Source organism: Actinophytocola xanthii (genome assembly GCF_001921205.1).
Lineage (GTDB): Bacteria > Actinomycetota > Actinomycetes > Mycobacteriales > Pseudonocardiaceae > Actinophytocola > Actinophytocola xanthii.
The window spans coordinates 43205-63006 of the sequence record NZ_MSIE01000046.1 but is presented as its reverse complement, the minus strand read 5'-3'; the positions used below and the strand labels follow the sequence as shown (position 1 = coordinate 63006).

The following is a 19802-nucleotide window of genomic DNA, read 5'->3' as shown; positions in this document are numbered from 1 at the left end:
GGGGAGCCGAGTCGGCGGTTCGTTCGACGCCACGTGGAGAGCGTCGGTCAGGGCGGCCGAGCAGGCGTCGAGATCGAGGTCGGACCTGGGCTTGCTCGGGGGTGTGGTCAGGCATCAGGACTCCGGTCTCGGTGAGCGGGTCAGGGCAGGGTCCAGCGCTGGTTGGTGCCGCCGTGGCAGCTCCAGACGATGAGTCGGGTGCCGTCGGCGGTGCCGGCGCCGTCGGCGTCGAGGCACCTGCCGGCGTTGACGAGTGCGCCGTTCGTGCCGGTGGTCCAGGACTGGCCGGCACCGCCGTTGCAGGTGGACAGTTGGACGGCGCTGCCGTCGGTCGTGCCGCTGGCGGTCATGCACTTGCCGAGGCTGCGCAGGGTGGTGCCGTCGCGGGTCCACTGTTGGTTGGTGCCGCTGGTGCAGGTCCAGATGACGAGCGGGGTGCCGTCGGCGGAGCTGCCGCCGTTGACGTCGACGCACTTGCCGCCCGCGCCCGTGATCGGACCGGCCGTCGCCTCGCCCGGGGTGCCGACGCCGGGACCCACGAACGTGATCGAGTCCAGGTCGTACGGAGCGGCGGCGGTGGACTTGAACACCACGAACAGCTCCACCGTGCCCGAGGGACGGGTCACCGCGACCGGTGCGAGGCTCGCGTAGCTGTCCCAGCCGCCCGTGCTGCCCACGGTCGCCGTGGCGACCAGGGTGCCGGTCGGCGACCCGGCCCTGAGCTCGATCGTGCCGCCCGGCCCCGGGGAGGACACCCGGAACGACACCTGGTTGATGCCGGTCAGGTTCATCGGGGTGAACGAGATCCAGTCGTTGTTGTCGATGTCCCCGATGCGTCCGCCCGCCTCCGCGCCCGCCTGGGCGACGACCCGGATCCCCGACGAGCGGTTGTAGTGCTCGGCCTGCTTGTGCTTGGGCTGCAGCACGACCTGGGTCCGTCCGGTGAGCGCGGGCACGCCTGACGCCCCGTTGTCGGTGTACACGGCGTCGGCCGCGTAGAACAGGTTGGAGTCGGCGCTGTGCCCGCCGTCGTGGGTGGTGATCACGCCGGAGCAGCCCGGTTGCGGGTCGAGCGGGTGTGCGTGCTCGTCGTGGCCCAGGGCCGGTGTCGTGATCACGCGGCCGCAGTCGATCGTGCCGTCCTCGGCGTCGGTGACGGTCACCGAGTACGGGATCTGGTCGCCGAAGTCGAACATGCCGCCGTGCGGGGGAGTCGTGATCCGAACGGTCGGTTCGGTGTTGCCGACGGTGATCGGCACGTTGGCGACACCGGTCCGCCCGTTCGGGGCGGTGACGGTGAGCTGGGCGTTGAACTGGCCGCGGGTGGTGTAGGTGTGTGACGGGTTGGCCGTCGTCGCGGTGGCGCCGTCGCCGAAGGTCCACCGGTAGGTCAGCGCGCCGCCGCCCGGGTCGGAGGACCCGGCGCTGGAGAAGCTCACGGTCAGTGGCGCCGCGCCGGACGACGGGGTCGCGGTCGCGCGGGCGACCGGTGCGCGGTCGCCGGAGGTGTAGTCGATGCGGTAGAGCGCGGAGTCGGGGTTGTCCCTGCCGAACCCGCTACCCCATTCGAGGAGGTACATCGAGCCGTCCGGACCGAACTTCATGTCCATGGGGGACCTGAAGGTCAGGTTCGACAGGAATCTGTTGATCTTCAGCAGGGCGCCCGAGGAGTCGAGCCGGAACTCGTGCATCGTGTTGCGCGCCCACTCGCCGAAGAACGGTGTCCGGTCGAAGTACTGCGGGAACTTGGTCGGCGACGGGTTGTTCGGGTCGTAGTGGTACACGGGGAAGGCCATCGGCGCTTCGCCGCCGCTGCCCATCTCCGGGAAGGCGTCGCCGTTGCTGCCGTTGCCGTACCAGACGGTGGCCGGTCGCGCCGCCGGCAGGGTGGTGAGCCCGGTGTTGTTGGGGGAGGTGTTGACCGGTGCGGCGCAGTTGAACTTGGCGCCGGAGACGTTGTTCGCGAAGTTGAAGTCGTTGAACGGGACGTTGTTCGCGACGCAGTACGGCCAGCCGTAGTACCCCGGCGACTTGATCACGTTCCACTCGACGAGCCCGCCGGGGCCCCGGTTGGCGTTGTCGGCACCGGCGTCCGGACCGTAGTCGGCCATGTAGATCGTGCCGTCGGTGTCGACGGTGAACCGGAACGGGTTGCGGAAGCCCATCGCGTAGATCTCGGCCCGGGTCTGTGCGGTGCCCGGCGCGAACATGTTTCCGCTCGGGACCGTGTACGTGCCGTTCGACTCGGGATGGATGCGCAGGATCTTGCCGCGCAGGTCGTTGGTGTTGGCCGCGGTCTTCTGCGCGTCGAACAGACTGCGCCCGGAGCGCTCGTCGATCGGTGTGTAGCCGCTGGACTCGTGCGGGTTGACGTCGTCGCCGACGCCGACGTAGAGGTTCCCGCCGGGACCGAACGTGAGGTATCCGCCGGTGTGTCCCGGCTCGGACTGCCGCGCGGCCGGGATGGACAGCAGGACCCGTTCACTGGCCAGGTCCAGCGTGTCGCCGTTGACCGTGAACCGCGACACGCGGTTGATCTCCTGTGACCCGGCCGGCGAGTAGTACAGGTACAGCCAGCCGTTGGTGGCGAAGTTCGGGTCCAGTGCCACGCCGGCGAGGCCGTCCTCGCCGCCGGTGTAGACGTTGAGCGTGCCGGCGGTCACCGTGGTCCTGCTGCTCGGCCGGTAGATCTTCAGCTGTCCGCCGTACTGGGTGTAGAAGACCCGACCGTCGCGTGCCACGTCCAGCGTGCCGGGCGCGACCGTGTTGCTGTCCAGCTCGACCTTGTCGTAGCTCGACCACACGGTGGGGCCGCAGTCGGCCGGAAGGGTGCCCGCCGCGGTCCGCACGCCGCCCAGGACGTGGCTGCGGAACAGCGGCTCGGAGTACGCGGAAGCCTGGTGCCCCATGGCGGTCGCCCACAGCCGGCCGCCCTCGAAGTTGCGGCACCAGGAGATGGGGTGGTCGCTGCCCATGCGCGACGGACCGGGGTCGTAGGTGGTCTCGTCGGCGGTCACCAGCACGTGCACGTCACCACGGGCGTTGCGGTTGAAGTTGTACCACTCCTCGGTGCGGTTCCACCGCTGTGGCAGGCCCTGCCCGGACGGGTGCGCCTGGTCGGCGACCTTGGCGGTGCCCGCGACGGTGGCCGAGTGCTGGGTCATGGTCATCCCGAGCATCTGGTCCCACCACGGGAACTCGTTCTCGATGTTCATGTCCGTCGCGTTGTGGATGGCGACGATGCCGCCCCCGCCTCGCACGTAGTTCTGGACCGCGGTGCGCTGCGCCGCCGTGGTCCAGACCATGCCGGAAGTCTGGAACATGATGACCACGTCGTAGGTGGACAGCGTGGCGTCGCTGAAGACGGTCGAGTCCTCGGTGTGGGTCAGCTGCCACCCGTTCTCGCTCGCCATCTGCTGGAACATCGCCACACCGGCGGGGATGGAGTCGTGCCGGAAACCGGCTGTCTTGGTGAACAGCAGCACGCGTTCGCCCGCTGCGGGAGCGGCGGGCGCCGGGGGCCCGGCCATGGTGATCACCAGCAGTGCGCTGGCGAACACGACGAGCAACGTGGTCATGGCGTGTCTCATGGGAGCCTCCTGGGACAGGGGAGAGGCGTCGGTCGCTACTGCAGAGTCCACCGCTGGTTGGGCTGGCCGTTGCACGTCCACAGGACGAGCTTCGTGCCGTTGCCGCTGGCCTGGCCGGCGGCGTCCAGGCACAGGTTTGACTCCACGCCGGTGATGGTGCCGTCGGCGTTGACGTTCCACTGCTGGTTGGCCTGGCCGCTACAGGTCCAGATGATCACCTGGGTGCCGCTGGTCGTGCCGTGGTTGGCCGCGTCGAGGCATGCGGTGCCCTTGAACGAGAGCTGCCGGCCCGCGGTGCGGGTCCATGACTGGTTGGCACCGCCGCAGTCCCACAGCTGCACCTGCGTGCCGTTGGTCGTCGTCCCGTTCGGCACGTCCACGCAGCGGCCCGACTGCGTGCCGACGATCCGCTGGCCAGGTGCGTTGTTGGGCTCGCCGATGGTCCCGGGTACGGAGCGCAGCGCGGCGTACCACGTCGCGGCCATCTTGTCGTAGCCGGTCGCCGTGGGGTGGATGCCGTCGATGAGGTCGGCGGTGGTCAACGCGGCGTGCATGTCAACGAGGTGGACGTGCTTGCCGGCGTTGACCTTGCTCTGCACCATGCCGGGAATCGTGGCGTTGAACGCGCGGACGGCCGCCTCCTGACCGGCGTTGGCCAGCGGAATGATCGTGGCGACGAAGACGTCGGCACTCGGCACGGTCGCGGTGATGCGGTCGACGAGTGTGGACAGTCGGGCGGGTGCGCCCGCGACGTTGTAGTTCTGCAGGATGTCGTTGGTACCGATGTGCAGCAGCACGGTGCGCGGGGTGGTCGCCCTGAGCCAGCCGACGATGTTCGCGTCGAGTTGGTCGATGCGCCACCCCGGATGCCCCTCGTGGTCGTGGTCGCCGAGGCTCGGGGGACCGTTGAACTGCGAGCCAACGAGGTCCACGCGGTACCCGGCGCCGGTGAACCGTTGCCAGAGCCCGATTCGGTAGCCGCCGGGGACCTGGGTCCCCTCGGTGATCGAGTCCCCCAGCGGCATGACGCGGACGCCGCCGTTGGACTCCGCGGCGACGGGGCCGCCCTGCAGGGCCGCGCCGGCCACCACGGCCAGCACGGCCGCCACGAGCCATCGCAGGTGTGTGCGCGATGAGAACCTCATTGTTCTACTCCTCGAAAGCCCTGCTCGCCTGTCTGGGAGCGCTCCCAGTCCGATGAGCCGGAACTCCACGACGTCGTGGGGGTTTGGCGGGCCGCGACAGGCAATCCTCCGGGATGTGTACTGCACATCAAGCGTCGGAAGCGTTGCCAGCAACTTACGATAGCCCGATTCTGGGTCGACAAGTCAAGAGCAAGAGCTGGATGGGTCGGACTTATCCGCGTCGGCTTACCTTCAGCGTCCGATCCTTCGGTGCGACTTGCACCTCGCCGGCGTCGAGGCGGTGCGGGTCAGCGTGGGCGGAGTAGGCCAGCCTGGTGCTGGATAGTTCGGGTGGCGGCGTCCAGGTCGTTCGGGACGGTGATCGTGGTGTTGTCCTCGTAGGTGACGCCCTCCGGTATGGCTTCGCTGCCCTGCGGGTCGGCGTCCCAGAAGTTGCCCCGGTAAACGACGTTCTCCAGCGGCGGCGTCACCTGGAGGACGGCGGTGTTGTCGGCGCGCATGACCACGTTGCCCTCCACCGTCACCCAGGAGGCGCCGTAGTCGGTGTAGAGGCCGAAGTTGTACGGCGTGCGGGTGTCCGCGATGACGTTGCCGGCCACGAGCGCGCCGCTGTCGGGCCCGTCACCCTGTGGACCGGACAGGTAGACGCCGCCTCCGTCGGCGAGGATTCCCATGGAGTCCGTGACGAGGTTGTGCAGGACGCGGGTGCCGTGCGCGGGGCCGGCTACGATACCGCAGTGCGGCACGTCCGTGACCTGGTTGTGGGTCACGGTGCAGTCGTGCGTGTCCCCGACCGCGATGCCGGGGGAGCCGGAGTAGTCCAGACCGGTCCGGTGGACGCGGTTGTCCTCGATCAGTACGTTCCGGCCGCCGGTGACCGTGACCCCGGAGGCCGCGAGGTCGTCGAAGTCGCAGCCGCGCACGGTGAGGTCCGCGCCGCCGGTGAGTCCGAGACCGGTGGCGCCCAGGCGGGTGAACCGGCAGTCCTCGACGCGTACCGACGTGCTGTCGGTGACGCGGACGCAGGCGGGGATCACCGCCGACTCCCGGGGGACAGTCACCCACGCCTGTCCCTCCACGACGGTGACCTTGTCGACCGGGCCGCCTTCGTAGAAGCCGCCGCCGTGGTAGTGCAGGAACCCCTCGGTGCTGGGGCGCAGCCAGGTCGCCTCGGCGAAGACCAGCCCGAGGAACACGACGTCGGTGACGCCGGTGACGTGCAGCAGCACCTCGAGCACGGGTGCGACCACCTCGGTCTGGCCGGGTTCCTCGCCGGGACGCGGCAGGTAGTGCAGGACGTGGTGGCCGGGGCGGGAGCGGTCCAGCACGAAGGTGCCGGGTTCGGTGAGGAAGGTCGGGTCGTTCTCCACCCGGGTTGGCAGGCCTGGGCCATGGGAGGTCTGTCCTTCCCAGGCGAAGTTGTACAGGTCGTGGGCACGGGAGAACGCGGGCTGCGCCATGGTGATGGTCGTGGTGCCGTCGGTGGTGGCAACGCTGGCCACCGGGCAGCGCGCCTCGGTCCACGGGTAGACGCCCCGGTAGACGAGCTCGACGTCGGCCGGGCTCTGCCAGCCGAGCGTGATGTCCGTGACGTAACCGATGTCGGTGCAGGTCACGACGCCGGGCAGCGTGCCTGTTCCCGCACGCTCGGCCCGGCGGCCGTCGACGTAGAGCTGGCGAGTGTCGAGGTCGCCCACGTCGGCCAGCCACACGCCGTTCCGCACCCGCCAGTCAGTGACTCGTCTGCCGCCGCTGATCACGGCCTTCCCCTGGTCGGCTGTGCCGTGGCCGTAGGGCTGGAACAGCAGGTTCCCTCTGGTGATCTCGAGCGGTTCGGTCAGGACGTGCCGGCCTGCCCTGAGCCGGACGACGACCGCCCCGGTGGTCTCCCGAGCCGCGCGCACGGCTCGGCCGAGCGTGGCGAACGGCTGGTGCTCGGTGCCCGGCCAGGAGTCGTCACCGTGCGGATCGACGTAGAACTCCGACATGCGTCACCTTTCTCCGTGTTTACGATGTACACAAGATATAACACCATAGACGAGAGGAGGGGCAATGGGCGGAGGCGGCGCCGAGGACCCTGATCACGACGTGGAGCTGCTGTGGCGCGAGGAGGAGCAGGAGCCGCGGACGGGACTGAGCACGGGCAGGATCGTGCGTGCCGCGATCGACCTGGCCGACGAGGAAGGGCTCGACGGCCTGTCGATGCGCAAGATCGCCGATCGGCTCGGCTTCACCACCATGTCGCTCTACCGCCACGTACCGGGACGCGACCAGCTCGTCGCCCTCATGCTCGACGCCGCGCAGGGACAGGCCCCGCCTCCGCGTGCCGCCCGGGGTGACTGGCGGGCCCGACTGGAGGCGTGCGCGCGACGCGCCTGGGACCTGCGACGACGCCACCCGTGGGTGGCGGAGGTGCGGGGCAGTCGTCACCTGCCCGGCCCGAACGGCGTCGCCGCCTACGAGGACATGCTGAGCGCGGTCGCGGACACCGGCCTCCCCGCGGCGCAGATGATCGCCGCGGTGAACCTCGTCGCCCGCTTCGTCCACGCCGAGGCCCAGACGCTGGTGGAGACCGCGCGGCAGGAACGGCGCAGCGGGGTGAGTGAACGGGACTGGTGGGGTGCTCGGGACGAGCTCTACCAGCGCCTCGACCGCTATCCCACGCTCACCGCCCTGTGGGAGGCGGGTGGCTACGACGCCCCGGAGGACTCGTTCGAGTTCGGGCTGGCCCGCGTGTTGGACGGCATCGACATGCTCATCGCGCACCAGCGTGATGAAACTCGTGATGAAACATGCCCGATGTGCGGCAAGTCGGTGGAGCAACCGCCCTCCGGCCGACCCCGTGTCTACTGCTCGCGTGCCTGCCAGCAACGCGCCTACCGGAGGCGCCAGGACGGGTAGGGGGGCCGCTGAGGTGTGACCACAAGAGGCTCGTCGACGCACGGGATCGCAGGGGGTTTGATCCCCCAGAGCATCCAAACACCTCGCGCGGAAGCTCCCGCCATGAGATCCCGGTCTTGAGTACGAACACGATCCCCGCCAACGCCGCCCGGTCATCCACCGGCAACCGCCCCGGATACCTACTCCGACGCGGCGGGCGCGCAGGCAGCAGCGGCTCCACCCGCTCCCACAGGCCCTCAGGCACCAACTCCTCGATCACGACGATCTCGTGGGTTTTGCCGAGGATCCGGCGCCGTTCGCGACCCGGCTATGCGAGGACCTCAGCGACGGCTGTCATCCGACCAGGCCGTCTTCCCGTACTTGAAAGGAGCGGAATTCCTGGGAACGGGAAGACGGCCAGTCGAATTGGAGCAAGTCAGGTTACAGTCAGCGAATAGAACTGAATGCGGCTACCGGAGGCGACCCAGGTAGTGCCGGCGTTCGGCGCCTGGACGAAAACTAACTCGTAGGCCCCAGAATCGTGGTAGAGGTTCTCGTTGCCGCGATAGAAACCCACATGTCCACCGTTGTTTCCCAGATATACGACGAAGTTGTCGAGATAGTTAACGGGACTGCCCCACACGAGGAAGTCGTCCGCCCTGGACCAGGTCTGGTTGCCCACCTCGCCGTCGACACCGCTGCCGCCGATGTAAAGGCCCTGCCACGATCTCGTGGCCGCGGCCGTTCTCGGGCCGAACTGCCCGTCGAGGTCGTTGTAGCCGAGAAATCCCTCGGACACGAGGATTGCCTGCCACAGCACCACGAGGTCGGTGTTGAACGAGTCGGCGCAACCGTTGCACAGCGAGTTGCCTAACTCGCCGCGATGATCGCCGAAGTCGTCGGTCAGTGCGCCCGCGCCGTCGACGAACGACGAGCCGGTAACGCCACCGTTGGACGGGTGGGCGCTCGAGTTTCCGGTCGTCGCGACGAAAGTCGCGAGAACGACGAGCAGTACTGTCAAGGTTCTCCGCATCGGATTGTTTTCCTTTCGGTTAGTGGTCGAACGAAACATTCGACCGAAAGAAAGCAGGCGCGGTCGAGAAAAGCGTGATAATGGCGGTTCAATGGCCTCCCCAGGTCACACTCGCCGCTGCCTCACCGGTATCGATGGATCCGGTGGCCTGGCGACGGCTCCACAGGTATAGCAAGTCGATCCGCTAGATCACAAGACAGTCGTCCATTTCTTCGAAGCTGGTGCAATCTCATTCGCGGCGGGCGTTCGTCTCGCGGAAGGAGTGGCGAGTGAGTTCGTAGACCGCCTGGGCGCCGAGGGCGCTGAAGCGACTCAGGGTGACCGCGCCGTCCTCTTCGGGCCGCTCAAGGGCTGGTCCCACGAACTCGTCGTACAGAGCCGTGAAACGGGTGGCGATCTCGGCCACGTTTCGGTACAGGGCCTCGAACTCGTTCAGGGCGCGCGCGGGTGAGACGTGGTAGCCCGCCAGTTCCCGGCCGATCTCCAGGGAAGGCGCGACTGGGGGCGGAAGGCGTTGAGTACGGCCTTCCAGCGCATCGTCTAGCGGGTGCGACCTGTGCCGGGGGCCCAGGCTGCGGGTCACAAGACACAGACACTCATCGCTGCTCGCTCCGGCGGGAAGTGTCCCCGTGCGCGGATCGCCCGTCGGTAGCGGGCGTTCAGGGATTCGATCGCGTTGGTAGAGCAGATCATTTGCGGGATCTCGATGTCGTAGTCGAGGAACGGGGTGAACTCTTCCCAGGCGTTGCGCCGGCGTCGGGGTTTGGGTGCGGCGTAGCTGGGTTGGTTGCCTCCCATCTGGAACCCCCCGTCACGCGCCGCGACAGCAGTTTGATGTTGCGTGCAGTTAGACGGGAACTGGCACCCGATGCGCCGCCTTCGGACGGCGGTGCCGGTCGCGTCAGCGAGCAGGCTACCGTCGCCGCTGACCGGAGCTGCGGCGGTGGAGGACGCCAGGCCAGCGGCAATTTTTCGCCCGGCACTCAAACACCAACTCCGGGAAGATCGACGTCTTGGCGGTCATGAGCCGGATTCGTGTCCGTGAATGGTTCGGCGACGTCACGCTGAGCCATGTGTATTTGGCTACGAGATCACCTCGTCCAGCGGCGGAATGCACTTCAGTACCAACAGTTTCTCGGACCCTTGCGGAGCTATCCGACGTGCTCGCCTCGGCTTTCGATTCGGAAGTAGTCGAAGGCGACGTCGAGGTCGGTCGAGGTTGCGCCTCGATTGAACGCCAGCATCCCCGCGCCCGTCGGTTCGGCGGTCAGCGTCGTCGTGCCCATGTACTTGTAGACGGTTCCGTCACTCGAGTAGTAAGCCTTGTAGCTGTTCCCCGACTTCGTGAGCCTGAGCCACAGGGCGCCCTCGTCGACGAGGCGCTGTGCCCCCGCCCCGGTGACCTGCGTCGCGGTCGCCACGCCGTTCTCCTCGCGGAGCAGCACCACGCGGAGCTTGTTGACCGGCGCCGTCGCGTCACCCATCTCCCAGGCGAGCTTCACGTAGTTGTCGTCGTCGGCGTAGGCGACCACGCCACCCTGCTCGTTGTCCGCGGCGAGCGGCCTGGAGAAGACGACCCGCGATTCCGCCGTCCAGTCCCCGTTCACGTCCTGCAGTGCGATGTTCCGTGCCGTGTTCACGCTGCCCTGCAGGTCGCCGCTCTGGGACGTGACGGTCAGCGCGCCGTCCCCGAGACGCCACCTACTGGCGTCCTCGCGCACCCAGTGCCACTGGGCTCCCAACTCGGACGAGGCGAACTCGTCGCTTCCGGTGATCGCCGTGTCGAACCGGACGATGTACACAGTGGACGCCGCACCGTTCGTGACGGTCACCGTCGCCTGTCCGGTGGGTGTGCTCGCCTGCTCCACGGCGACCGTGGCGGCGGGATCGCTCGCGACCGCCGCCACCGTCGGGACCGAACCCGCATCGGCCGGCAGCACCGCGTTGTACGCGAGGACGTCCGGCCGGAACGACGCCAGGGCCGAGCCGTTCACCGTCAGGTTCTCGAGCGTCGTGTCGCGCACCATGGTGAAGACGTAGTCCTTCACCAGCGGACCGAAGAAGTCGTTCTTGGTGACCCGGACGACGGCCCGCCCCGGCACACTCGTCGGCTGCGAGATGATCTTGTACCGGGCGCCGGGGTCGGCCGTGGACACACGCGTGATGCGTGGTGAAGCGTCCGCGGCCACGGGAACGGTGTAGGACGCGGCGGACAGGTCGAACCCGCCGATCGTGCGCCCGCCCACGTCGATCGTGATCGACAGCGGACCGTCGTCGACCGGGACGGGCCTGCCGCTGAACTCCTGCCAGTAGTTCACGCAGGTGTCCCGCCAGTCGGCCGCGTCGGCTTCGTGCTTCGCGAGCTTCGCCCGGACCTCGGCGAAGCGCCGGGCGTCGAGGTGCGGTTCGAGGGAGTCCCACGTGTGCCGCATCCAGGTCACGTACTGCACGCCCATCTGGTAGCGGTAGACCAACTCGTCCCAGAAGATCCGGCCGCTGCGCATCCGGTGGTCCCACGGCACATGGTGGAACCACATCATCAGGTTCTCGGGAACGGTGTCGATGTCGCCGTATCGCGCCGCCAGGGTGGGGAAGTACTGCGCGGTGAGGTTGCTACCGGTGGGCGAGCGGTCATAGCCCAGCCCGACGCTGTCCGCCTTGTTGTAGTAGACCGGGCTCCAGTCGTCGTTGCCGAACCACACCGAGGGCCCGGGGCCGTAGTGGTCGGCCGGGCTGCTGAACTCGAACTGGTGCCCGATGCCCAGCGGAGTCTGGTAGGACACCAGGGCCTCCCACGAGCCCATCATCATCGCGACGATGGTCTCGACCACGTTGTCGCGGTTGCTCCACGTCATCCGGACCCAGTCCGTCGCGATGTCCTCGGCGTCCAGCGTCCAGTCCCAGGCCAGGCGGCCGAAGGCGAACAGGTTGGCCTGGGAGAAATGGTGTCCGGTCAGGTTGTCGGCGTTGCCCAGGTTGGCCACACCGACGACGGCCGTGTCCCGGTGGCCCTGTGCGGAACCGTCGACGATGTTGCCCACCAGACGCTTGTCCAGCAGCCGTCCCTGCTGGTCGGTGGCATACGTGTCGGTCGTCAGCACCTCCTCCCACATGGGTCCCAGGTAGGTGAGCATCGTGCCCTGGCCGGTGTACTCCTGAGTGACCTGCAGCTCGATCGCCTGGTTGGTGTTCTCCATGCGGCCGAACATCGGGTGGATCGGCTCCCTCGCCTGGAAGTCCAGGGGACCGTTCTTCGTCTGGAGGAAGACGTTGTCCGCGAACCGGCCCCTCGATCCGTCCGGCTGGGGTTCGTCGTCGATCGGCGTGAACTCCAGGTACGCCCTCTTCAACCGGTCCGTGTCCACATCCGGGTTGTAGACGAAGGTTCGCCAGAAGATCTTCATCCCGAGGGGCGCCACCGCCGCCGCGAGGCCGTTGGCGCCGTCCCCGTGGTCCTTGCCGTGGTCCTGCGGTCCCGGTTGCCCTTCGGAGTTGGCCTTCACGGTGAAACCGATGAAGTCCGGTATGGCGGCCTGCAGCTCGCGGGCCCGCCGGTTCCACCAGCCCTGGAACTCCGGGCTGGTCGGGTCCAACTGCTCCCTCGTCAGGGTGTCCGGCGCGAACCGCTGGTCCAGCGGCGCCGCGTAGTTGGCCGACACGGCCAACGTGATGCCGTAGGGGCGCAAGGCGTCGGCGAGCGCGGCTTCCTGCTGGATGTAGGCGGACGTGAGGTAGACGGGGTTGGCGTTGACGTTGTTGATGGTGATGCCGGTGATTCCCACGGACGCCAACGCCCGCGCCGCCACGATGTAGCGGTCGAGGATGACCGGGAGGTTCAGGTGGGCGCTGGCGCCGGTAGCGGCGAAGTTGAAGATCGCGCCGGTCTCGCCGTTCAGCCCGCCCTCTCCGGACTCGTTGTTGCCGGCGTAGAGGCGCTCGGTCTCCCAGTAGTTCAGGTGGCGGTGCTCGACCTTGGGAGAGTCGGAGATGTTCAGGTTGGCGATGGGCCGCTGTGTCTGCAGGTGCCGCAGGAAGGCGAATGTCCCGTACAGGGCACCGATGTCGGTGTTGGCGGCGATGACGGTGACGTCGTGCCTGCCCCGTGAGATCGAACGGATCAGGTAACCCTCGGCGCCGACCGACGCCAACTCACGCGCGGAGACGTACCGTCGCACGATCGTCGAGCTGTCCCGGGTCCCCACGACCACGGCACCGTCGGGAACCCGACCGCCCCGGCCGGGCCACACCGGGACGTCGCGGCCAAGTAGCCCGCCAAGACCCCTGGTCAGCTCGTTCCGGGCGGCCTCCAGGGTGGTCTCCACCAGCCGCTCGGTCGATCCCGGCGCCATGCTCAGATTCGGCGTGTGCCGATGCACCTTGTTTCGACCGGCGTTCTCCACGACGACGGTGCTGATCGCCTCCCGGTACTGACGGAGCAGTCTCCGATCGTCGACCCGTGGGTACCGCATCCACATGCTCGAGCCGTCGTAGCCGTCACCGGAGTGGTCCTCCGACGCCGCGACGGCCGACATCGCCGGCAGCAACCCGAGGAGCACCAGGAAGGCCACGAACAACACCGGAATCCCGCACCGCCGCCTGGAGTCTGCACCTGCGCCCACCACGGATTCCTCCTCCAGGCCCATGTCGAAGCGCTTCTACGGTGTATTCGAATGTTAGACGGGTGTCTGGCCGTGAACAATGGGTCACGTTCCGAAGTCACGCCCGTCTCGCCACCGGATCACGGTTCGCCGCCGACTCGACACTGCTGAGCATGGTGGAGTTGGTGACGCAGACCGCGTCGAACAGGCGGACGCTGCGCGAGGCCGGCCTGATCATCCAGCGCGACGCCGGCAACGGCATCTTCGTCCGGCTGCGGCGCGAGGAGTTCGAGCGACGGTTTCCCGGCCTGCTCGCCACCCTCACGACGCTGACCGCGCTCCACCGAACGTGAGACACCGCTGACGCCGCTCACGAACAGCCCTGGTGGAACTCCTGGGTGCGCCCGCGTTTCAGTGTTGACTAGAATGACTAGTCAACACTGAAAGGAATGTGATGACCGGCCGGAGCGCGGATCCCGACCAGGCGGAGGTGCTGGCCTGGGTGGAGCGGGTCGCCACCTACTTCGCCCGGCACAACGGGTTGCCGCCGATCTCCGGGCGGGTCCTGGGCTGGCTGATGGTGTGCGACCCGCCAGAGCAGTCCGCGGCCGAGCTGGCGCAGGCCGTCGGGGCGAGCCGTGCGTCGCTCGCCACCACCCTGCGGGTGCTCACCGCGAGCGGTTTCGTCGAGTCCCAGACCCGGCTCGGGGAACGGACCGGCTACTACCGCATCGCCGACGACGCGTGGGCCGAGGTCACCCGGCGGCGCATGGCCAGCCTGGCCTCGTTCCTGGACGTCACCGAGCAGGGGCTCGCCCTGTTCGAGTCGAACGAGCCACGGGCGGCCCGGATCCGCGCGGCCCACGAGTTGTTCAGCTGGCTCGACGCGGAGGTCGGACCTCTGTGGCGGCGCTGGGACGACAGGACGCACGGTGTCCCGGCTGACCGGGTCGACATCGGTGAACCCAACCGCGAGGAGCAGTGATGGGGGACAGCCTGTGGTCGATCCTGCGTGACCTGGGACGAGTTCGGCGTGGCGGCACCGAAGCGGTCCTCGCTCGCCAGCAGAGCAGGCTGGCCGAGCTCGTCGCCCACGCCAGGGCCGAATCGCCGTACTACCGCGAGCGCTACCAGGGCTTGCCGGAGCGGGTGACCGACGTGACCACGTTGCCGGTCACCACCAAGACCGAGCTGATGGACCGGTTCGACGACTGGGCGACCGACCGGGCGATCACCCTGGACGAGGTCCGGGAGTTCATCGAGGACGACGAGAACGTCGGCAAGCCGTTCCGGGGGACCTACCTGGTCGTGACCACCTCGGGCACCAGCGGCACACGCGGCGTCTTCGTCCAGGACGACCGGATGTTCACCGTGCTGTCCGCGATCACGGTCGGCCGGGCCACCGGCCAGTTCCTGCGTGGCTGGCGCGACTACTGGGGCATGGTCAAGACCGGCGGCCGTACCGCCGCGCTGTGGGCCACCGAGGGCCACTTCGCTGGCTTCGTCACCGCACGGCGACTGATATCGGAGCGCACGAGCCGGCGCCGCAAGATCCGGATCATCTCGGTACACCACCCGCTGGACCAGATCGTGGCCGAGCTGAACGAGTTCCGGCCCGGCATCCTCAACGGCTACGCCAGCGCGATCGCTCTGGCCGCCCGGGAACGCGAGGCCGGGCGGCTGACCATCAACCCGGTGTTGGTGATCACCTCGGCCGAAGGTCTGCCCCCCGAGGAGTACCCGAGGATCGCGGAGGCGTTCGGGGCCAAGGTCCGCAACCAGTACGCGTGCTCGGAGTTCATGGGCATCGCGCACGGCTGCCAGGAGAACTGGCTGCACGTGAACGCCGACTGGGTGATCCTGGAACCGGTCGACGCGCGGTTCCGGCCGGTGCCACCGGGGGAGCTGTCCCACACCGTGCTGCTCACCAACCTGGCCAACCTCGTCCAGCCGATCATCCGCTACGACCTCGGCGACAGCGTCCTGGTCCGGCCCGATCCCTGTCCGTGCGGCAATCCGCTGCCCGCGATCCAGATACAGGGGCGGACTGCGGACGTGCTGGTGTTCACCGCCGAGGACGGCCGGGAGGTACGGCTGCCCCCGCTGTCGCTGGGCACCCTGGTAGACCACACCCCGGGCGTGTCCCGGTTCCAGATCGTGCAGGACCAACCCGCCCGGCTACGGGTACGCCTGGAACTGACCGGCGACCGCGACGCCGACCAGGTCTGGACAGCCGTGCACTCGGCGATCGGCGACCTGCTCACCGAACACGGGATCCACGACATCGACGTGGTCAGGGAAAGCGAACCACCGCGCAGGTCCACCGGCGGGAAGTTCCGCCCGGTGTACTCCGAACTGGCCACGTAACCGACGGTGGGTAGTCGTCGCCGGGTGCGCCGGTCACGCGGGGCTGGAGAGCTCGGTGAGGTCCGTCAGGTCCGTGTCGGTGAGCTCCAGCCGCAGTGCTCCGAGGTTGTCCCGGAGGTGGGCGAGGGAGGTGGTGCCGGGGATCGGCACGACGTGGTCACCGCGACTCAGCAGCCAGGCGAGCGCGACCTGCGTTCGGGTCGCCCCGTGCCGGGCGGCGATCCTGGCCACGGTGGGGTCGTCCGCGGCAACCGTCCCCATGGCGAGCGGGAAGAAGGCGACGAACGCGGCGCCCAGCTCGGCGGTGAGGTCCACGACGTCGTCGAAGGTCCGGTCGCCGAGGCTGTAGCTGTTCTGCACCGCCTGGATCGCGACATGCGCGGTCACCTCGCGCAGGGTGTCGGCGGTGACCTGGGAGACGCCGAGCGCCCGCACCTTCCCCTCCTCGTGGGCCTGCTTGAGCGCGCCGAGCTGGTCGGCCAGCGGCACCGCCTCGTCGATGCGGTGCAGGTACACCAGGTCCAGCCGGTCGGTGCGCAGCCGCCGCAGGCTGAGCTCGATCTGCTGCCGCAGGTACTCCGGCCTGCCGTGGGGAACCCACTCGGTCGGAGACGGGCGCGAGGTGCCGACCTTGGTGGCCACGGTGATCCGGTCCCGCACCGGGGCCAGTGCCTCCGCGAGCAGCTCCTCACCGGCGCCGAGGGCGTAGGCATCGGCGGTGTCGACGTGGTCGACGCCACTGTCGACCGCCGCGCGCAGGAAGGTGACGAGCTCGGTCCGGTCGGTCGGTGGCGCCCAGATCGGGGCGGTGGGGCCCGTGCGCTGGTCGGGCCGGTCAGCCATCCGCATGGTGCCCAGGCCAAGCCGGGTGATGGTCAAGTCACCGATGGAGTAGGTGATGTTCATGCCGTTCACCCTCCGACTTCACACCGTGTGAAGGTCAACTCGTGCGGGAAGACGCCGCCGCGGTCGTGCGTTGGGCAGGGCATGTCGACAATGCGTATCGGTGATCTCGCGCGCTCGGCCGGCATCAGCACCCGGCTGCTGCGGTACTACGAGGAACAGGGGCTGATCACCCCCGAACGGGCGGGTAACGGGTACCGCGTGTACCCCGAGAGTGCGGTCGCGGAGGTCGCCAGGATCAGGCGGCTGCTCGCGGCCGGTCTGCCGGTGCGGGTCATTCGGGATGTCCTCGCCTGCGTGTGCGGAAGCGACGAGGACGTCGAACCGTGCATGGCGCCGGCACTGCGCGCCGAACTGCTCGACCTCGACCGCAGGGCCGACGAGATCCTCGACCAGCGGGCAGCCCTGCGGGAGCTGGTGGCCCGGGTGAGCACGGCGGACCGGGTTGCGTCGGGCAACGCCGTGACGGCCACCGCGTGAGGCACCGGAACGATCACATTGCGGCGGCCGAAGACAGAAAAGTGAGGACCCCCATGGCCGGCACCCGCCACGGAGGTCCTCACCAACTCAGGCCGCCGCCCGGTCAGCGACCGTAGATCGTCGCCTCTCGGGCGGTCTGCCGGATTCCGTTGGGACCGTTGAAGATTCGCTGGCCCCACGAGGTCAGCTGCGCCGGGTCGAAGTTGGTGACCATGTCCAGGTACTCCACGCCGCCGCCGTTGCCGCTCCACGACCAGCCGATGTACCCGAGACCTCTGGCCTGGGCCTGCGCCATGATCGTGTCCTCGTCCGGGTTGCCGTCGGAGTGGTTGTGCCCGAACTCGCCGACCACCAGTGGCAGGTTGGCGGTGCGGAACGCGTCGAAGTAGGCGTTGATCTCCGCGGCGGTGTCGTACACGCCGTACATGTGGATGGAGAACACCGTGTTCCGGTCCGGGTCGGCGTTGAACACCGTCCTGGCGTTGTCTCGCATGATGCCCTGCCAGTCCTGGCCCCACATCGGCGCGTCGGCCATGAGCAGGTGGTTGAAGCCGTTGCTGCGCAGGCGGTTGATCGCGTTCGACGTCGCCGTCGCCCAGGTCGCGCTCACCTGCTGGTTGTTGCCGAACGGCTCGTTGCCGATGTTGATGACGACGTAGCTCTCCTGTCCGACCAGCGCGCTCTTCTGGCTGATCCAGTACGTGACGGCCTGGTCGAGCGTCGCGGCCGCGCCTTCCTCGCCGTAGCCGGTGGTGTCGTGCACCTCCAGCACACAGATGAGCCGGTTCTGCTTGCACAGCGACACCACGTTGGCGAGGTCGGTCGACGGACCCCAGCGTTGCCCGCTGCCGAGCACGACCCGAACGGTGTTCGCGCCCAGGCTCTTGATGTTCGCGAACGACGAGGTCTGGTTGGTGTACCAGACGTGGGGGTGGCTCACGCCGCGCATCACGAACGCGGACCCGTTGGCCTCGACGATCCGGGTGCCGCTCACCCGCAGCCCGGTGGGCACCGCCTGGGCCGACGGCACGAGGACGAGCAGCGAACACAGGAGGCCCAACACGGCCACGACCGCGGTGCCACCTCCCCACCATCCCATCAGCGACCTGGGCACGGTTCTCCTCATGGAACTCACTCCTTTGTAAGTAAGACGGAGAAAGGTGCGCGCGCGACAAGAATGGTTCCGAGGAATACCGGTTAAGTCAAATATTCAGCAGCGGGGGAGATCGTTGTGCCGCCACGGCGTCCTTACCTGCTGGTCAGGCCGACGTCAGCGGGTTGACGTCCTGGTGAAGCGGTTCAGGTCATACAGTCGGATTCAGTATCCCGCGCCGTTGATGTTGACCCGCAGCGAGTACACCGAGCTCGACGCGGTGATGAACAGTTCATTGCGGCGTGGTCCGCCGAAGGTCAGGTTCGAGCAGATCTCTGGCACTTTCAGTTTCCCGATGCGAGTGCCGTCGGAGGCGAAGCAGTGCAGGCCGTCGTGGGCGGCTGCCCAGACTCGTCCGGCGGTGTCGACCCGCAGGCCGTCGAAGGCTCCGCTGTCGCAGGTGCCGAAGATCTCGCCCCCGGTGAGGGTGCCGTCGTCTGCCAGGTCGAACACCCTGATGTGGCTGGGGCTCTGCTGTGTATCGGCGACGTAGAGCCGGGTCTCATCGACCGAGAAGGCGAGGCCGTTGGGACGTTCGAAGTCGTCGGCCGCGATGTGGGTCCTCCCGGTCGTGGGGTCCACTCGGTAGACGTGGCAGGCGCCGATCTCGCTTTCGGCGCGGTACCCCTCGTAGTCGCTGTCGATGCCGTAGCTGGGGTCGGTGAACCAGATCGACCCGTCCGACCGCTCGACGACGTCGTTCGGGCTGTTGAGCCGGTGGCCGCGGTAGCGTTCGGCCAGCACGGTCACTGTGCCGTCGTGCTCGGTGCGGGTGATGCGACGACGGCCCTGCTCGCAGCTGACCAGGCGGCCGGCACGGTCCCTGGTGTGGCCGTTGGCGTAGCCGGAGGGCTGGCGGAACACGCCGACGTGTCCGGTCGTCTCGTCCCAGCGCATGGTGCGGTCGTTCGGGATGTCGCTGAACACGAGGTACCGACCGGCGGGGAAGTAGACCGGACCCTCGGTCCAGCGGCATCCGGTGTGCAGTCGCCGCATCCACTCGTCGCCGTTGCAGCGGGCGAAACGTTCGTCCAGGACGACAAACTCGGTCTTGACTGTATCCATGGTAGTCGTTGAATCGCTGAACGTCATCTTACCGTCCTCTCGTTTGACTGAAGATAGTACGCTCAGGCCGTGGATGACCTGGACCGGCAGCTCCTCGGCGAGCTGCAGCGCGACGCGACCCAGTCCTATGCGGCTTTGGGGCAGGCCGTGGGGTTGTCGGCGGGGGGCGCGCACGAGCGGGTGCGCAAGCTGCGTGGCCAGGGCGTCATCCGGCGAACCACCATCGAGGTGGATCCCTCCGCCGTCGGTCGGGGGGTCGCCGCGTTCGTGCTGGTAGAGGCGCAGGCCTGGATGGGCGCCCCGTCGGTGCGGGCGGCGCTCGAAGCGCTCCCGGAGGTGGTGGAAGCACACATCATCGCCGGTCCCGCCACGCTGCTGGTGAAGGTCCGCACCGCCACCACGGAGGAACTGCAGACCGCGCTTCGCCACCTCTTCGCCATCGAGGGGGTCAGCGGCACGCAGACGATCGTCGTTCTGGAGACCTTCTTCGAACGCCCGCTGTCCACCGACGTCGGCGAGGGGTGAGCGACCGCCGCCCCCGTCTGGTCGGGTCACAGACCCTCCCGGTACAGGGGCGGCGGATCGGTT

15 protein-coding genes and 2 pseudogenes are annotated in these 19802 nt (G+C 68.2%); 6 read left to right on the top strand and 11 right to left on the bottom strand.

All coding sequences use genetic code 11. From position 1 onward, the window contains the following. Nucleotides 1–140: 140 nt before the first annotated feature. From BU204_RS24155 to BU204_RS24145, 3 genes are all read right to left on the bottom strand, one after another. On the bottom strand, nt 141–3590 hold the full coding sequence (locus BU204_RS24155) for a ThuA domain-containing protein (protein ID WP_198942978.1): 3450 nt from the start codon (nt 3588–3590) through the stop codon (nt 141–143). Nucleotides 3591–3625: 35 nt separating this feature from the next. Then, nucleotides 3626–4735 carry a ricin-type beta-trefoil lectin domain protein gene (locus BU204_RS24150; protein ID WP_075128026.1) on the bottom strand — a complete coding sequence of 370 codons (1110 nt, stop codon included), beginning with the start codon at nt 4733–4735 and terminating at the stop codon, nt 3626–3628. Between the two features lie 287 nt (nt 4736–5022). Next, complete coding sequence (locus BU204_RS24145) at nt 5023–6723, bottom strand: right-handed parallel beta-helix repeat-containing protein (protein ID WP_075128025.1); 1701 nt, start codon at nt 6721–6723, stop codon at nt 5023–5025. 64 nt (nt 6724–6787) lie between these two features. Here BU204_RS24145 and BU204_RS24140 point away from each other — a divergent pair, with 64 nt between their 5' ends. Further along, nucleotides 6788–7636 carry a TetR/AcrR family transcriptional regulator C-terminal domain-containing protein gene (locus BU204_RS24140; protein WP_075128024.1) on the top strand — a complete coding sequence of 283 codons (849 nt, stop codon included), beginning with the start codon at nt 6788–6790 and terminating at the stop codon, nt 7634–7636. Nucleotides 7637–7697: 61 nt separating this feature from the next. Here the strand turns inward: BU204_RS24140 and BU204_RS24135 are convergent. The 5 genes and pseudogenes from BU204_RS24135 to BU204_RS24120 all read right to left on the bottom strand — a co-directional run. Then, nucleotides 7698–7895, bottom strand: a pseudogene (locus BU204_RS24135) (transposase); the annotation flags it as partial. Between the two features lie 156 nt (nt 7896–8051). After that, entirely contained in the window at nt 8052–8636 is a 585-nt protein-coding gene (locus BU204_RS24130; RefSeq protein ID WP_143229689.1) for a peptidoglycan-binding domain-containing protein, read from the bottom strand. A gap of 241 nt (nt 8637–8877) precedes the next feature. Further along, nucleotides 8878–9054, bottom strand: a complete 177-nt coding sequence (locus BU204_RS42295) for a hypothetical protein (RefSeq protein WP_408608043.1) — start codon at nt 9052–9054, stop codon at nt 8878–8880. Nucleotides 9055–9191: 137 nt separating this feature from the next. Then, a pseudogene (locus BU204_RS24125) lies at nt 9192–9395 on the bottom strand (transposase); the annotation flags it as partial. 404 nt (nt 9396–9799) lie between these two features. After that, nucleotides 9800–13267 carry an alpha-glucuronidase family glycosyl hydrolase gene (locus BU204_RS24120; protein WP_233160553.1) on the bottom strand — a complete coding sequence of 1156 codons (3468 nt, stop codon included), beginning with the start codon at nt 13265–13267 and terminating at the stop codon, nt 9800–9802. A gap of 152 nt (nt 13268–13419) precedes the next feature. Between BU204_RS24120 and BU204_RS24115 the strand changes: the two genes are divergently transcribed. The 3 genes from BU204_RS24115 to BU204_RS24105 all read left to right on the top strand — a co-directional run bounded on the left by BU204_RS24115 (nt 13420) and on the right by BU204_RS24105 (nt 15613). Further along, the gene (locus BU204_RS24115; RefSeq protein ID WP_075128022.1) at nt 13420–13599 is read left to right on the top strand and encodes a hypothetical protein; all 180 of its coding nucleotides are present in this window, start codon (nt 13420–13422) and stop codon (nt 13597–13599) included. A gap of 101 nt (nt 13600–13700) precedes the next feature. After that, nucleotides 13701–14231 (top strand): GbsR/MarR family transcriptional regulator, encoded by a 531-nt coding sequence (locus BU204_RS24110; protein WP_075128021.1) that lies wholly within the window; start codon nt 13701–13703, stop codon nt 14229–14231. Next, nucleotides 14231–15613, top strand: a complete 1383-nt coding sequence (locus BU204_RS24105; RefSeq protein WP_075128020.1) for a phenylacetate--CoA ligase family protein — start codon at nt 14231–14233, stop codon at nt 15611–15613. The genes BU204_RS24110 and BU204_RS24105 overlap by 1 nt, the downstream gene beginning before the upstream one ends. A gap of 33 nt (nt 15614–15646) precedes the next feature. Here the strand turns inward: BU204_RS24105 and BU204_RS24100 are convergent, their stop codons facing one another. Continuing rightward, nucleotides 15647–16519: an aldo/keto reductase gene (locus BU204_RS24100; RefSeq protein WP_075128061.1), complete on the bottom strand. Its 873-nt coding sequence runs from the start codon at nt 16517–16519 to the stop codon at nt 15647–15649. Nucleotides 16520–16609: 90 nt separating this feature from the next. Between BU204_RS24100 and BU204_RS24095 the strand changes: the two genes are divergently transcribed. Beyond that, nucleotides 16610–16996 carry a MerR family transcriptional regulator gene (locus BU204_RS24095; protein ID WP_075128019.1) on the top strand — a complete coding sequence of 129 codons (387 nt, stop codon included), beginning with the start codon at nt 16610–16612 and terminating at the stop codon, nt 16994–16996. A gap of 103 nt (nt 16997–17099) precedes the next feature. On the opposite strand, the gene BU204_RS24090 is transcribed toward BU204_RS24095, so the two are convergent. Together BU204_RS24090 and BU204_RS24085 are read right to left on the bottom strand one after the other, a co-directional pair. Beyond that, nucleotides 17100–18122 (bottom strand): glycoside hydrolase family 5 protein, encoded by a 1023-nt coding sequence (locus BU204_RS24090; protein WP_083661579.1) that lies wholly within the window; start codon nt 18120–18122, stop codon nt 17100–17102. A gap of 192 nt (nt 18123–18314) precedes the next feature. After that, nucleotides 18315–19214 (bottom strand): SMP-30/gluconolactonase/LRE family protein, encoded by a 900-nt coding sequence (locus tag BU204_RS24085; protein ID WP_075128018.1) that lies wholly within the window; start codon nt 19212–19214, stop codon nt 18315–18317. Nucleotides 19215–19283: 69 nt separating this feature from the next. On the opposite strand from BU204_RS24085, the gene BU204_RS24080 reads away from it, so the two are divergent. Further along, nucleotides 19284–19739, top strand: a complete 456-nt coding sequence (locus tag BU204_RS24080) for an Lrp/AsnC family transcriptional regulator (RefSeq protein WP_075128017.1) — start codon at nt 19284–19286, stop codon at nt 19737–19739. Nucleotides 19740–19802: the final 63 nt, after the last annotated feature.

Coding starts and splice junctions, on each gene's coding strand:
- BU204_RS24155 (WP_198942978.1), bottom strand. CDS start 3,590: ATGAGACACGCCATGACCACGTTGCTCGTCGTGTTCGCCAGCGCACTG.
- BU204_RS24150 (WP_075128026.1), bottom strand. CDS start 4,735: ATGAGGTTCTCATCGCGCACACACCTGCGATGGCTCGTGGCGGCCGTG.
- BU204_RS24145 (WP_075128025.1), bottom strand. CDS start 6,723: ATGTCGGAGTTCTACGTCGATCCGCACGGTGACGACTCCTGGCCGGGC.
- BU204_RS24140 (WP_075128024.1), top strand. CDS start 6,788: ATGGGCGGAGGCGGCGCCGAGGACCCTGATCACGACGTGGAGCTGCTG.
- BU204_RS24115 (WP_075128022.1), top strand. CDS start 13,420: ATGGTGGAGTTGGTGACGCAGACCGCGTCGAACAGGCGGACGCTGCGC.
- BU204_RS24110 (WP_075128021.1), top strand. CDS start 13,701: ATGACCGGCCGGAGCGCGGATCCCGACCAGGCGGAGGTGCTGGCCTGG.
- BU204_RS24105 (WP_075128020.1), top strand. CDS start 14,231: ATGGGGGACAGCCTGTGGTCGATCCTGCGTGACCTGGGACGAGTTCGG.
- BU204_RS24100 (WP_075128061.1), bottom strand. CDS start 16,519: ATGAACATCACCTACTCCATCGGTGACTTGACCATCACCCGGCTTGGC.
- BU204_RS24095 (WP_075128019.1), top strand. CDS start 16,610: ATGCGTATCGGTGATCTCGCGCGCTCGGCCGGCATCAGCACCCGGCTG.
- BU204_RS24090 (WP_083661579.1), bottom strand. CDS start 18,122: ATGAGGAGAACCGTGCCCAGGTCGCTGATGGGATGGTGGGGAGGTGGC.
- BU204_RS24085 (WP_075128018.1), bottom strand. CDS start 19,214: ATGGATACAGTCAAGACCGAGTTTGTCGTCCTGGACGAACGTTTCGCC.